The organism is Thermoactinomyces sp. CICC 10735 (assembly GCF_016055175.1).
Classification (GTDB): Bacteria; Bacillota; Bacilli; order Thermoactinomycetales; family Thermoactinomycetaceae; genus Thermoactinomyces; species Thermoactinomyces vulgaris.
Genome location: NZ_JAECVT010000004.1, coordinates 412,872 through 426,869, shown reverse-complemented (window position 1 = coordinate 426,869; position 13,998 = coordinate 412,872). Strand labels below are relative to the sequence as shown.

General features: G+C 47.8%; 13 protein-coding genes. 11 read left to right on the top strand and 2 right to left on the bottom strand.

The window, feature by feature from the left end:
* Positions 1 to 28: 28 nt before the first annotated feature.
* The 6 genes from I8U23_RS11035 to I8U23_RS11010 all read left to right on the top strand — a co-directional run bounded on the left by I8U23_RS11035 (position 29) and on the right by I8U23_RS11010 (position 7,688).
* The gene (locus tag I8U23_RS11035; protein WP_049719668.1) at positions 29 to 1,678 is read left to right on the top strand and encodes a peptide ABC transporter substrate-binding protein; all 1,650 of its coding nucleotides are present in this window, start codon (positions 29 to 31) and stop codon (positions 1,676 to 1,678) included.
* Between the two features lie 386 nt (positions 1,679 to 2,064).
* On the top strand, positions 2,065 to 3,693 hold the full coding sequence (locus I8U23_RS11030) for a peptide ABC transporter substrate-binding protein (RefSeq protein WP_232335515.1): 1,629 nt from the start codon (positions 2,065 to 2,067) through the stop codon (positions 3,691 to 3,693).
* A gap of 91 nt (positions 3,694 to 3,784) precedes the next feature.
* Positions 3,785 to 4,714, top strand: coding sequence for an ABC transporter permease (locus tag I8U23_RS11025; protein WP_198051050.1), 930 nt, complete (start codon positions 3,785 to 3,787; stop codon positions 4,712 to 4,714).
* A 7-nt stretch (positions 4,715 to 4,721) separates the two neighbouring features.
* Positions 4,722 to 5,654, top strand: coding sequence for an ABC transporter permease (locus I8U23_RS11020; protein ID WP_198051049.1), 933 nt, complete (start codon positions 4,722 to 4,724; stop codon positions 5,652 to 5,654).
* A 14-nt stretch (positions 5,655 to 5,668) separates the two neighbouring features.
* Complete coding sequence (locus tag I8U23_RS11015) at positions 5,669 to 6,694, top strand: ABC transporter ATP-binding protein (RefSeq protein WP_037994164.1); 1,026 nt, start codon at positions 5,669 to 5,671, stop codon at positions 6,692 to 6,694.
* Positions 6,687 to 7,688: an ABC transporter ATP-binding protein gene (locus tag I8U23_RS11010; protein ID WP_370526941.1), complete on the top strand. Its 1,002-nt coding sequence runs from the start codon at positions 6,687 to 6,689 to the stop codon at positions 7,686 to 7,688. The genes I8U23_RS11015 and I8U23_RS11010 overlap by 8 nt, the downstream gene beginning before the upstream one ends.
* Positions 7,689 to 7,743: 55 nt before the next feature.
* Here the strand turns inward: I8U23_RS11010 and I8U23_RS11005 are convergent, their stop codons facing one another.
* Together I8U23_RS11005 and I8U23_RS11000 are read right to left on the bottom strand one after the other, a co-directional pair.
* Positions 7,744 to 9,015: an Nramp family divalent metal transporter gene (locus I8U23_RS11005; RefSeq protein WP_049719671.1), complete on the bottom strand. Its 1,272-nt coding sequence runs from the start codon at positions 9,013 to 9,015 to the stop codon at positions 7,744 to 7,746.
* A 100-nt stretch (positions 9,016 to 9,115) separates the two neighbouring features.
* The gene (locus tag I8U23_RS11000; RefSeq protein ID WP_037994168.1) at positions 9,116 to 9,349 is read right to left on the bottom strand and encodes a NifU family protein; all 234 of its coding nucleotides are present in this window, start codon (positions 9,347 to 9,349) and stop codon (positions 9,116 to 9,118) included.
* Between the two features lie 185 nt (positions 9,350 to 9,534).
* Here I8U23_RS11000 and cysK point away from each other — a divergent pair, with 185 nt between their 5' ends.
* The 5 genes from cysK to pgsC all read left to right on the top strand — a co-directional run bounded on the left by cysK (position 9,535) and on the right by pgsC (position 13,960).
* The gene (gene cysK, locus I8U23_RS10995) at positions 9,535 to 10,461 is read left to right on the top strand and encodes a cysteine synthase A (protein ID WP_198051047.1); all 927 of its coding nucleotides are present in this window, start codon (positions 9,535 to 9,537) and stop codon (positions 10,459 to 10,461) included.
* Positions 10,462 to 10,464: 3 nt separating this feature from the next.
* Positions 10,465 to 11,598: a bifunctional cystathionine gamma-lyase/homocysteine desulfhydrase gene (locus tag I8U23_RS10990; protein WP_037994170.1), complete on the top strand. Its 1,134-nt coding sequence runs from the start codon at positions 10,465 to 10,467 to the stop codon at positions 11,596 to 11,598.
* A gap of 26 nt (positions 11,599 to 11,624) precedes the next feature.
* Positions 11,625 to 11,933, top strand: coding sequence for a YuzD family protein (locus tag I8U23_RS10985; RefSeq protein ID WP_037994172.1), 309 nt, complete (start codon positions 11,625 to 11,627; stop codon positions 11,931 to 11,933).
* A 269-nt stretch (positions 11,934 to 12,202) separates the two neighbouring features.
* The gene (gene pgsB, locus I8U23_RS10980; protein ID WP_069201534.1) at positions 12,203 to 13,471 is read left to right on the top strand and encodes a poly-gamma-glutamate synthase PgsB; all 1,269 of its coding nucleotides are present in this window, start codon (positions 12,203 to 12,205) and stop codon (positions 13,469 to 13,471) included.
* A 12-nt stretch (positions 13,472 to 13,483) separates the two neighbouring features.
* On the top strand, positions 13,484 to 13,960 hold the full coding sequence (gene pgsC, locus I8U23_RS10975) for a poly-gamma-glutamate biosynthesis protein PgsC (RefSeq protein ID WP_037994174.1): 477 nt from the start codon (positions 13,484 to 13,486) through the stop codon (positions 13,958 to 13,960).
* Positions 13,961 to 13,998 lie beyond the last annotated feature (38 nt).

The window sequence follows — 13,998 nt, the reverse complement described above, 5'->3', positions numbered from 1 at the left end:
CAAGGTTCGACTGCAGGGAGGGGGAGTCATGCTCAAGACAGGGAAAGTGTTGTTGGCAATCGCAGCCTCTTTCAGTTTAGTACTGAGCGGGTGCGGTTTTCAAGCAAACAGTGGTTCCAACATGAAATTAAGTGACGAGCAGGTGTTGAGGATTGCCGAAGAAGGCGGCATCACGACACTGGACACGGTCAAGGCCAATGATGCGATCACGTTTAATGTCCTGAATAATGTGAATGAAGGCTTGATGCGATTGGGAAGGGAAAAACAACCGGAATACGGGATTGCGTATGAATATGAACTCAGCCCGGACAAAACCAAGTATACCTTCAAACTGCGGGAAGACGCCAAATGGAGTGACGGCGAACCCGTGACGGCGCAAGATTTCGAGTATGCATGGAAACGGGTGCTCAATCCTCAAACTGATTCCGGATATGCCTATGTCTTTTTCCCGATTAAAAATGCCAAACAGTATAACCAGGGGCAAGTGGATGCGTCTGCTGTCGGAATCAAGGCGGTGGATGATCACACCTTGGAAGTGCAATTGGAAAAGCCGACATTGAACTTTATTCAGCGTACGACCATGATCGCTTTCATGCCGCAACGTAAAGATGTGGTTGAAAAGTTTGGGGGTAAATACGGAACATCCGCGGAAGAAACCATTTATAACGGACCATTTAAAGTCGCCAGTTGGACACCGCAAAAAGTGTTGTTGAAAAAAAATGAAAATTACTGGGATAAAAACGGAGTAAAGCTGGAAACCGTTGAAATCAACGTGGTGAAGGATTTGGCAACGGGAATCAATCTATACAACTCCGGGGAAATTGACACCGCCACGCTGAACCAGGCATTTGTGGATGCCTTTAAAAATACAGAAGAATATGTGGAAGCGGAAAGGGCAAGAAACTATTATATTCTGTTTAATCATGACGATCCTTTTTTTAAAAATGAAAAAATCAGGAAGGCAATCAATCTGGCAATCGACCGAGGAACGATTGCCAACGAAATCATGAAAGGCGGATCCAAACCGGCAGATGCTTTGATTCCTTCATCGATCAGCGGGGTGGGCGGCAAAAACTTCCGTGAACTTTCAGGATCCTACGTCAAAACCGATGTTGCCCGTGCCCAAGCCTTGTTTCAGGAAGGTTTAACGGAATTGGGAATGTCCGAACCGCCCAAGGATATCGTGATGGTCAGTTATGACGCAACCCCGCTGAGGGATGTGGCGATCAACATCAAAGAGCAATTGCGGAAAAAGCTGAATTTGGAGATCAAGCTGGATTCCCCGACTTGGAAAACCCATGTCAACAAAGTGAAAAACAGAAACTTTGACATGGCCATGCTGGGTTGGGTGGCGGACTACAATGATCCGTTCAACTTCTTTGAAATTTGGGAGTCGGATAATGAAATGAACTTCTCCCATTACAACAATCCCAAATTTGACCAGTTGATGGATCAGGCAAGGCAAACTTCAGACCCGAAAGCGCAGTTTGAGTTGTTAAAACAGGCCGAAGCGTTGCTTTCCGGCGTGGATGATCAGGGGAGTGCCGGTTTTGTGCCGTTGATTTACTACTCTAAAGCGTTTGTGCAAAAGTCTTATGTCAAAGACCTGTACCGCCATCCGTTTGGTCCGGAATACAGTTTGAAATGGGCATATATTGTGGAGAAAAATGAAGAATGATGAAAAGCTCAAGCCACTGTCAAAAGGGGCTTGAGCTTTTTTGTGCAGCTTGTTATCAAAGGCGGATGAAAAAGGGTATTCCTTTATTGTAGACTTTTATTTAATACAACAAAAGATAAACCCCCTTTACAAATCAATGAAATATGAGTTAAATATAAATAACGCCTAAAATTTGATAAAATTAGAATAAAAAATTGTTAGAAATTTGAGTTGACTCTTTGTTCGATTTTCTTGGTGAACCGCTCATCTTGCCTTAAAATAACAGATGAATTATTTATTTTCAGATTATTAGGCGGAGGGAACAACCAGTCTTTTTCCATTCAGGGTTTATGACCATTTTTTGGTCTAAACTATATACTTTATTTTAAAAAAAGGGGGCAGACGTTTTGAGGCGGAGAATCAAATTATTTTCTTTGCTGTCACTGGTTTTGGCTTCGGCGATGGTGTTGACGGCTTGCTTTGGGGGAGGGACAGAAACCAAAAACAGTCAGGTGTTGAACCTGGTTGAAAAGCAGGAGCCGCCAAACCTGGACAGTGCCAAATCGACAGATGTGGTGTCTTTCATGATTTTGGGAAACACCATGGAAGGGCTTTATCGTTTGGATAAAGACAGCAAACCGGTTCTCGGGATGGCAGCCAAAGAGCCGGAAGTGAGCGAGGACAATTTGAAATGGACTTTTACATTGCGCGATGCCAAATGGAGTGATGGAAAGCCGGTGACGGCCCATGACTTCGAATATGCATGGAAGCGGGCGCTGGATCCCAAAACGGCATCCGAATATGCCTATTTCCTTTATCCGATTAAAGGAGCTGAAGCTTACAATACCGGTGAAGGATCAGCTGACGATGTGGGAGTAAAGGCTTTGGATGACAAAACATTGGAAGTGGTTTTGGAGCGCCCGATTCCCTACTTTAAAGACATCTTGTGTTTTGCGACTTTCTTGCCGCAGCGTCAGGATATTGTTGAAAAGTTTGGAAATAAATACGCTTTGGAAGCCGATGCATTGGTTTACAACGGACCGTTCGTTCTTTCCGATTGGAAACACAACCAAAGCTTCCAAATGAAAAAGAACCCCGGGTATTGGGACAGCGGGGTCGTCAAATTGGAAGAAATCAACTGGCAAATTGTAAAGGATAACGCGACACAAGTCAACCTTTATAACACGGGAAAATTGGATTTTACGTACCTGTCTTCGGAATTTATTGATGCTTTTAAAGACGATCCCAACACTTTTAACATTGACGATGGTTCCAACTGGTATCTGGAAATGAACCAAACCAAAGATTTCTTTAAAAATGAAAAAATCAGAAAAGCAATCAGTTTGGCAATTGACCGCAAAACATTGGTGGAAAATATCTCCAAAACCGGATCGGTTCCGTCCGGTGCTCTGGTTCCGCCGTTTATCAAAGCCAGCGGTGTGGATGACAACAAAAAATACCGTGATTTGGTGAAAATGGACCCGCAGTATGATCCGAACAAAGCCAAACAGTTATGGCAAGAAGGATTGAAAGAATTGGGCTTGTCCCAAGCGCCGTCCATCGAATTGGTCGGGGATGATACAACGACGGCCAAGCAAGAAATGCAATTTATTCAAGAGCAACTGCGCGTCAACTTGGGCGCCAATATTCAAATCACCTCGGTTCCGTTTAAAGAACGTCTGGAAAGAGGGAAAAACCAACGGTTTGATTTGTTATATTCCGGATGGGGTCCGGACTACAACGACCCGATGACTTTCCTCGATCTCTTTACCAGCGATAACCTTTTTAACCGTGGAAAATACAGTAACCCGGAATACGATCAGTTGATTAAAAAGGCAAAAGAAAATGGTGACTTCAAACAACGTTTTGAAGAAATGAAAAAAGCCGAAGAATTGCTGATTAGCGAACAAGCCATTGTTCCGCTTTATTATCGCACGCAAAAAGCTGTGAAAAAACCGTTTGTGAAAGATTGGTACTGGAGCCCGATCGGTCCGGAATACACTTTAAAATGGGCGTCGGTGGATACCGGAAAATAAGATCCGAGTTTTGCTGGGAGAAGGTATATGTCAACGGTTTGGCATATACCTTCATCCATGCTGAATCAGGAAGGAAAGGAAGTGAAGCGGTTTGCTGCGATATATTCTGAGCCGGTTGGGGTATATGGTGCTTACGCTTTGGATTATTGTCACGGCTACTTTCTTTTTGATGCACTCTTTGCCGGGAACTCCGTTGAAAAATGAAGAAAAATTGCCTCCATTGATCCGGGAACAGATCATGGAAACCTATGGTTTGAAGGATCCGCTGCCGGTGCAGTATGTAAACTTTATGAAGCGTTTGGTGCAGGGGGATTTTGGTCAGTCCTTATCGTATGACGGCCGCTCCGTGACAGAAATGTTGTTGCAGGGATTTGAAGCGTCTGCTTTTATCGGGGCGCAGGCACTGGTTTTCGGGGTTTTGGTCGGACTGTTGCTCGGAGTGGGTGCGGCGCTCCGGCGCGGAGGCTGGTTGGATAATGTGGCCACAGTGATTGCCGTCGGAGGAATATCAATCCCCAGCTTCGTTCTGGCGGCTCTTTTATCTTATTGGGTCGGTGTGAAATGGCAAATACTTCCGGCGGGGTTGTGGGGAACTTATGAGCATACCATTTTGCCGTCATTGGCTCTTTCTTTCACCGTCATTGCACAAATTTCCCGTTATGTGAGAACCGAAATGGTGGAAGTGATGGATCAGGATTATATGAAAACGGCCAAAGCCAAAGGCTTGGGAAGACAGGCCATCGTTTTCCGCCATGCTTTGCGTAATGCGCTCATTCCGGCGATTACCGTGTTGGGTCCTTTGGCGGTGAATATTATTACCGGTTCGCTGGTTGTGGAAACCATCTTTGCTGTACCCGGAATCGGGGAATTCTTCGTTCAGTCGATCCAGGTCAATGATTATACCTTGATTATGGGGGTTACCATTTTTTACTCCATTTTGATTCTTGCCACCATCTTTCTTGTGGATATTTTGTATGGAGTCATCGATCCCCGGATTCGACTAACGGGTGCAAAGGAGTGAATCAGCGATGAGTGAGAAAACAATCAATGAGATCACACCGGAAATGTTTGAGCCGATTGGCGCTGATGAATCGGGCGGGGAACAGATCGCCCGGGAGCGGGTCGGTTTTTGGAAAGATGCGGCACGCCGTTTTCGTTCCAACTGGGGAGCGATGATCGGCCTTGTCATTATTTTGGTTATTGGATTTTTCGCTTTTGCCGGTCCCTTGATGAATGATTATGATTACCGGACACAAGATTACTCCGCTCAAAACAAGGAACCGTTTGCGGACCATTATTTCGGAACAGACAATTTTGGCCGTGACTTGTGGCAACGGACATGGTACGGGGCTCAGGTTTCCTTGCAAATTGCTTTTTTGGCGGCTTTGTTTGATCTTTGCATCGGTGTGACCATCGGAAGTGTTTCCGGATATTTCGGCGGACGGGTGGACATGATCTTGCAGCGGGTGGTGGAGATTTTATATTCCATTCCCAACCTGATCATCATCATTTTGATGCTTCTGATCTTTGAACCGGGGATTATCCCCATTGCGTTGGCGTTGTCAGTCACGGGATGGGTGCCGATGGCCAGGGTGGTTCGTGCACAGATCCTGAAACTGAAATCTCAGGAATACGTGTTGGCGGCCCGTACGTTGGGGGCCGGACACCGGCGCATTCTACTCAAACATTTGATTCCCAATGTGATGGGGCCGATAATTATTGCGGTGACGTTTGCCATTCCTTCAGCCATTTTCTTTGAAGCATTTTTGAGCTTTATCGGTCTTGGGATCCGTCCGCCGCTGGCAAGCCTTGGATCACTTGTGAATGACGGCGCCAGATATTTGCAGATTTTTCCGTATCAAGTGTTTTATCCGGCAACGATTCTCTGTTTGATCATGCTCGCCTTCAACCTTTTGGGAGACGGCTTGAGGGATGCACTTGATCCAAGAATGCGCAAATAAAGGGGGGAATCAGTATGGAGAAATTACTCGATGTGAAAGACTTGCATGTTTCATTTAAAACGTATAACGGAGAAGTGAAAGCGGTAAGAGGTGTGAGCTTTCACGTCAACAAGGGGGAAACCGTGGCTGTTGTGGGAGAATCAGGATGCGGGAAAAGTGTCACCTCGCAAACCATCATGAGATTGATTCCCCAACCCCCGGGCATCATCAAAGAAGGCGAAATCCTTTTTGAAGGAAGAGATTTGACAAAACTCAACGACAAAGAGATGGAAAAAGTCCGCGGGGCCGAAATTGCCATGATTTTCCAGGACCCCATGACTTCTCTCAACCCGACCATGACGGTGGGACGGCAAATCACGGAAGGGTTGATGAAACACCAGAATCTGAGTGCGTCGGAAGCCAGAGAAAAAGCGGTGGAAATGTTGAGATTGGTCGGAATTCCCAGCCCGGAATCCCGGATCAAGCAGTATCCCCACCAATTTTCCGGAGGCATGCGGCAACGGGCGATGATTGCAATTGCACTGGCTTGTCAGCCCAAACTGCTGATTGCGGATGAACCGACAACAGCTTTGGACGTAACCATTCAGGCGCAAATCATTGAATTGATGAAAGAATTGCAACGGAAAACGGGAAGCTCCATCATTTTGATCACCCACGATCTCGGGGTGGTGGCCGACATTGCCGACCGGGTCGTGGTGATGTATGCCGGACAAGTCGTGGAATCAGGCACTTTGGAAGAAGTGTTTTATCATCCCCGCCATCCGTACACTTGGGGGTTAATGGATTCCATGCCACGGCTGGATTTGTCGCATGAGCAGGAATTGCTTCCGATTCCGGGCTCCCCTCCCGATTTGATTTCCCCTCCGAAAGGGTGTCCGTTTGCAGCCCGTTGCAAGCATGCGATGAAGGTTTGCAAGGAACACATGCCGGGAGTCACCGAGGTGTCATCCACGCATCAAGTGACTTGCTGGCTGGAACATCCCATGGCGCCGAAGCCGAATGTCCGGAAAGGACCGATTGGAGGGGAGAAAAGTGAGTAAGCAAGAAAATAAAAATCATGAAACACGGCCGGAAAAAGATGTGATTTTGTCGGTGAAGGGATTGAAAAAACATTTCCGGCTCAGTAACGGCCAAGTGGTCAAAGCGGTGGACGGGGTCACCTTTGACGTTTACCGGGGAGAAACCTTCGGGTTGGTCGGGGAGTCCGGTTGCGGAAAGTCCACCATTGGCCGCACCTTGATTCGGCTGTACCATGCGACGGAAGGTTCGGTTACGTTTAACGGGGACGATGTGTATCAATTAAAAGGAAAGAAACTGAAAGAATTTAACCGGAAAATGCAAATGATTTTCCAGGATCCGTATGCTTCGCTCAATCCACGCATGACAGTCATGGATATCATTGCGGAAGGGATCGACATCCACGGTCTGGCTCAAGGAGAAGAACGGAAAAAACGGGTCATTGAGCTGTTGAAAGTGGTCGGGCTCAATGAAGAGCATGCCAACCGTTTCCCGCACGAGTTCAGCGGGGGTCAACGGCAGCGGATCGGAATTGCCCGGGCTCTGGCAGTCGATCCCGAGTTTATCATTGCCGATGAACCGATTTCGGCATTGGATGTTTCCATTCAGGCACAAGTCGTCAACTTGATGCGAAAACTCCAAAAAGAAAAAGGGCTGACTTATCTGTTTATTGCCCATGATTTGTCAATGGTGAAATATATTTCGGATCGTGTGGGCGTGATGTATCTGGGAGGCATGGTGGAGCTTGCGGACAGTGAGGATCTGTATGACAAACCGTTGCACCCGTATACGGAAGCGCTGCTGTCTGCCGTTCCCATCCCGGATCCGGATGTTTCCAAAAAACGGGAACGGATTATTTTGGAAGGGGATGTCCCCAGTCCCATTGATCCTCCCAGCGGCTGCCGGTTCCGGACCCGGTGCCCGAAAGCGATGGACATTTGCGCCAAGGCCGTTCCGGAATGGAAAGAAGCCGCACCCAAACACTGGGTGGCTTGCCATTTGTATAATGAACAATAAAGAAAACCCGGTTTCATACCGGGATTTCTTTTTTATGATAATTTTTAAGGTTCTTCTAAACCATATCCATGATTTGGATGACAGCAAGGATGGCAAACAAGACCAGACTGATGATCAGAACGGCATTGGCCCACCAACGGTTCCGGTAAACCGGATCCAATTTTTTGGAATTTAACAAAATCAACAATGTGACGGAGATAAAAGGCATGAACAAGGAACCGAGAACTCCGTACAAAATCACAAGGCCGACCGGTTTTTCCAAAAACAAAAGCAACATCGGAGGGAATGTCATCCACAAAAGAAAGCCGCGGTAGAAAGGATCCCGCACGGAAACCGGAGCGGGTTTTTTTGTTCCCGGGACTTCTTTTTTGAAATGGCGCACCAAGTCGGCGAAAAGATAGGGAACACCGTTAAACACCCCCAAGACCGATGTGAAAGACGCAGACCAAAAACCGAGCAGGAACAACCAATAGACCGGGGTGCCAAATTCTTTGCCCAAAAGGACGGCAAGGTGGATCAATCCTTCTTCGTTTTGCAATTCAATGCCCGATCCGTATAAAAATTCAGCTCCCACGATCAACAGCGAAAGGGTGAAGATGGCGGTCAGCGTGTAAGCGACACAGGTATCCAGGCGCATGACCGGAATCCACGAAGGACCCGACCAGTTTTTTTCCCGCACCCAATACCCATAGGAAGCGATGGTGATGGATCCGCCAACGCCGCCGATCAATCCCAAGGCATATGTGATGGAGCCGTTTGGCGTGCGGGGGATGAGTCCCGTGGCAATTTGATCCAGCTGGGGCAGAACGATGACAGCGGTGCCGACGACGGTAATGAACATAATGCCGGTCAGCAGGGACATCACTTTTTCAAAAAACTGATATCTTCCGATCCATACGAATATTAAGCAAATAATGGCGTGCAGGATGGCCCAGCCTTTCAACGGGATTTGTGGAAAGATGGCGGTGGCGGCCAGAGCGGCGGAGGATGATCCGGCGGCTCCGTAAATGAATCCCCATATCACGATATAAATTCCAAAGTAGATCAATGCCCAGTGGCCCAAAGATCTCCATCCCTGCAGAATGGTTTGTCCGGAGGCGAGTTGGAAACGGCCCACACCTTCATTCAGGAAATACTTGATGATGGCCCCTGCAATAATGGTCCAAACAAAAACCGTTCCAAACTTGGTTCCGGCCACCAAGGCGGCGACCAAGTCTCCGGCTCCCACACCGGTGGCGGCGGCAACCAGCCCGGGTCCGATCAATAAAAAACGTTCTTTTAATGTTTTGGGAGGCGTTTTGGTTTGTACGGGAGATCCCTCCTTCATCGCAATTGTATTTATACATTAAATAAGTTTCTTTTTTTGTTTTCGAGATGAATATAAAAAATCCCTCTTTACAAAAAGTAAGAGGGATTTGAGAAAGAGCTTATAATACCTGCTCGACTTCGCGAACTTCCGGTACTTCTTCCATCAACGCCCGTTCAATTCCGGCTTTCAGTGTAATGGTGGAACTGGGGCAGCTTCCGCAGGCACCGAGCAAACGCACACGCACGATTCCGTCTTCGACTTCAACCAGTTCCACGTCTCCACCGTCACGCTGAATGAAAGGGCGCAATTTGCCCAATACTTCATTAACGCGTTCTTCTACTGACACAACCATAACCCCTTTCTAAATAGGAGTAACAAACCAAGCAGATATCCCAATATCAAATTCATTGTAGGGGGTTTTTCCAGCAAAATCAATGGTTAATTGGCGGAAACCGGCAGGGAAAAACGAGTCTTTTTTCCAAATCAGAAAATTGATATGATGGATATGTCTCAGTTTCATTTCAAAGGAGTATGTATATGAAAAAGCGTTATGAAGACGTAAAGGAATTGATTGGTCAAACCCCGATGTTACGTCTGAAACGGATGGGAACTCCGAAGAATATAAAACTGTTTGCGAAATTGGAGTTTTTTAATCCCGGTGGCAGTGTGAAAGACCGCTTGGGAGTGGCGTTGATTCGCGAAGGGGAAAGAACGGGGAAACTGAAACCGGGCGGGACGATTATCGAGCCGACAGCCGGGAACACAGGCATTGGCATTGCTTTGGCCGCGGTGGGGACGGACTATCGGGTGATTTTTGTCGTTCCGGAAAAGTTTTCAGTGGAAAAGCAAGAATTGATGCGCGCGTTGGGAGCCGAGGTGATCAATACGCCGACCGAGCTCGGGATGAAAGGAGCCATGGAAAAAGCGAAAGAATTGGAACAATCCATTCCCGGCGCTTATTGCCCGCAACAATTTGTCAACCCGGCCAATCCCCGGGCGCATTATCAAAGCACCGGCCCTGAAATCTGGGAGCAGATGGACGGCCAAATTGACGTGTTTGTGGCCGGGGCTGGTTCAGCCGGAACGTTTATGGGGACGGCCCGCTACCTGAAAGAAAAAAATCCGGCGATCAAAACGGTGATCGTGGAACCGGAAGGATCCATCATCGGGGGCGGAAAGCCGGGGACGCACAAGACGGAAGGAATCGGCATGGAAATGTTCCCGGATTACTTTGACCGGTCTTTGATCGATGAAGTGTATACGGTAAAGGACGAGGATGCCTTCCGGCTCGTCAAGGAACTGGCGACGAAGGAAGGGTTGCTGGTGGGAAGTTCTTCCGGGGCCGCTTGTTATGCCGCTTTGGAAGAAGCCAAAAAATGCTCCAAAGATGCACAGATCGTGGTCATTTTTCCAGACAGCAGCGAACGTTATCTCAGCTCAAAAATTTACCAAGGTGGGGTGTAAATGATGAAAACGGATACAAAATTGATTCACGGAGGCGTTTTTGGCGATGCCCAAACCGGAGCCGTCAGCGTTCCGATATACCAGGTGTCAACCTATAAACAAAAACGGGTGGGTGAACATTCCGGTTATGAATATTCCCGGACGGGGAACCCGACCCGGGCGGCATTGGAACAGCTGATCGCGGAATTGGAAAATGGTGCGGCCGGGTTGGCTTTCAGCTCGGGAATGGCTGCCATCTCAACTGTCCTTTCTTACTTCAATCAAGGAGACCATTTGGTCATCGGGGATGATGTTTACGGCGGGACGTACCGGGTGGTTTCCAAGGTGTTTAACCGGATGGGATTGAAAGCCACGTTTGCGGACACCAGTGATCCAAAACAAATCGAGGCGGCCATTCTTCCCGACACGAAGGCCATTTATATGGAAACACCAAGTAATCCACTCTTAAAAGTATCTGATATCCGGGCGATCGCACAGTTGGCCAAAGAAAAAGGGTTGTTGCTGATTGTGGATAACACGTTTTTGACTCCTTACTGGCAAAACCCGTTGGACCTTGGTGCCGATATTGTTCTTCACAGTGCCACCAAATATCTCGGGGGACACAGTGACGTGGTCGCCGGACTGGTTGTCACCAAAGAAAAATCCCTGGGTGAGGAACTCCACTTTTTGCAAAACTCGATCGGCGGCATTCTCGGACCGCAAGATTCCTGGCTTTTGATGAGAGGAATGAAGACGCTGGGATTGAGAATGCGCCAACATGAACAAAATGCCCGGCGGATTGCCGATTGGTTGAATGAGCATGAGCAAGTGGAGAAAGTGTATTATCCGGGATTGGAAAGCCATCCGGGGCACGAAGTGGCATCCGTACAAGCCAAAGGCTATGGCGGGATCATCTCGTTTGATGTGGGCTGCGCGGAAAAGGCGGATCAATTGTTGGAGAACACCCGCTTCTTCACCCTTGCGGAAAGCTTGGGAGCGGTGGAAAGCCTGATTTCTGTCCCGGCCCGCATGACCCATGCATCGATTCCTGCCGAACGCAGGGCGGAACTCGGGATCACGGACGGATTGGTCCGCATTTCCGTTGGTGTGGAGGATGTGGAAGACTTGATCATGGATTTGGATCAGGCGCTTCGGTAATAGAATAGAGAAGCGGAGGGAAGCCGGTGAATCATGTCGTTGTATACGTCTATGGTGCGGAAGAAATTTGTGCCAGTTGTGTCAACCTGCCTTCTTCCAAGGAGACCGCAACCTGGTTGGAAGCGGCCCTCAGGCGAAAATATCCCGGGCAGGTGACGGTAAAATATGTGGATATTTTCCATCCCCAGACAGAAAAAGAAAAAGCATTCAGCCAACGGGTCATCGAAGAAGATTTATGGTACCCCGTCGTGGTCATTGAGGATGAAATGGTTGCGGAAGGAAATCCGAAACTGAAAAAAATCTGTGAAGTGATCGACCGCTTGATTGCTGTGTAGAGGTTTCTGCACAGCATTTTTTTTGTTGCTTCGGGGATCGGGGGTTTTCATCAGCAACTCAAAAAGGTTTAATATTTTTGTGCTATTTTTGCTACGAGTTCCGGCGGGTTCGTGATATCTTATTATGTGTCTGCTATTTAACGTTCTAGTAAAATCTTATTAAAAGTCATTAATAGTATAATATAAACAGATAAAAAATGGATGTTCCGGATGGGTGATGAAATGGCCATCACCGCTTGGATCACGGAGGAACCGAGGAGTTGATGGATATGTGGTTGATCCCCCTGTCGCTTGGGGCGCTTTTTGGCCTGGGGGTCTGGGAAAAGAAAAAACACCAAAAAAATATTGATTCCATTCCGTTGCGGATTAATGTGAACGGCATCCGCGGGAAATCCACGGTGACCAGATTGATTACCGGAGTCATGATTGAAGCCGGATATCGTGCGGTCGGGAAAACCACGGGGACGGCCGCCCGGATGATCTATTGGGATAAAAAGGAAGAAAAACCGATTCGCAGACGCCTGGAAGGGCCTAATATCCGGGAACAGAAAGTGGTTGTGGAAGAAGTGGCCAAGCTCGGAGCCAATTGTCTGGTCAGCGAATGCATGGCAGTGAATCCGGATTATCAGATTGTATTTCAGGAAGAAATGTTGCAAGCCAATGTCGGCGTGATTGTCAATGTTTTGGAAGACCATATGGATGTGATGGGGCCGACGTTGCAAGAGGTGGCGGATGCGTTTACGGCGACAATTCCGTACAAAGGATATCTGATTGTATCCGAAGGGCCTTTCGTTCCCTTTTTCAAAAAGGTTGCCCGTCGCCGCCGCACGCGTGTTTTTGTTGCCGATACTTCCAAGATCTCGGAAAAGTTTTTGCGCCAGTTCGATTACATGGTGTTTCCGGAGAATGCCGCATTGGCGTTGGCTGTTGCCGAAGCGTTGGGCATTGACCAGGAAACGGCTTTCCGGGGCATGTTGAAGGCAAATCCCGATCCGGGAGCCATGCGGATCCTTCCGCTGAGTGCGGATGAACATCCTGCCTATTTTGTCAACGGATTTGCAGCCAATGATGCTTCATCCACCCTCAATATTTGGGAACGTGTCGGAATGTTGGGATATCCGGTCAAAGATCCCGTGGTCATTATGAACTGCCGTCCGGACCGGGTGGATCGGACCGAACAATTCGCAAGGGATGTTTTGCCGCATATGTCCATCGATACACTTGTCGTCATCGGACAAACGACTCAGCCGATCGTGGAAGCCTGCGAAAAAGGCCTGATCCGGTGCAGTGAACTGCTGGATCTGGAAAATCAGCCGGTGGAACAAATTGTTCAAGCGATTCAAGGCAAATTACATAACCGGTTGGTTTACGGCGTCGGAAACATTCACGGGGCTGCGGAGCCGTTGTGTGAATGGTTTGAACAGATGAACCAAAAAGCCAAAGAGCAGTTTACCGCCCGGCTGGAGTCTGAATCGAATCAACCCGAAGATGAACAAAAAGCGGTACAAAACAAGAAAATGGCACATATTGTCAGCTAGGAGGAAAGTTCGTTGTTTGGATCAGACTTATACGTTTCGTTAATTATCGGCGTGGTACTCAGCCTGTTGTATGCGGAAAAAGTGGGGGTAATGCCTGCAGGACTGATTGTTCCCGGATATATGGGATTGGTTTTTGATCAACCTGTTTTCATTTGTGTGATTTTGTTGATTAGTTTTTTAACATTTATAATTGTGACAAAAGTCGTCGGGCGATTTACCATTTTATACGGGCGGAGAAAGTTTGCCGCCATGTTGTCCGTCGGTGTCGCCTTGAAGCTGGTTTTTGATTATTTTGCTCCCATGACTTTTCCTTATTTGCCTTTTGAAATGCAGGAATTCCGGGGGATCGGTGTGATTGTTCCCGGACTCATTGCCAACACCATTCAAAAACAGGGCGTGATTCCGACCGTCGGAAGTACGTTGTTATTAAGCGGGGCGACTTTCGTCATTATGTTTTTATACGAATTTGTGTTGCTGAAATTTTTCTAAACATCAAAGGGCAGCCAAAAGATGCGGGGGTGGAGAAA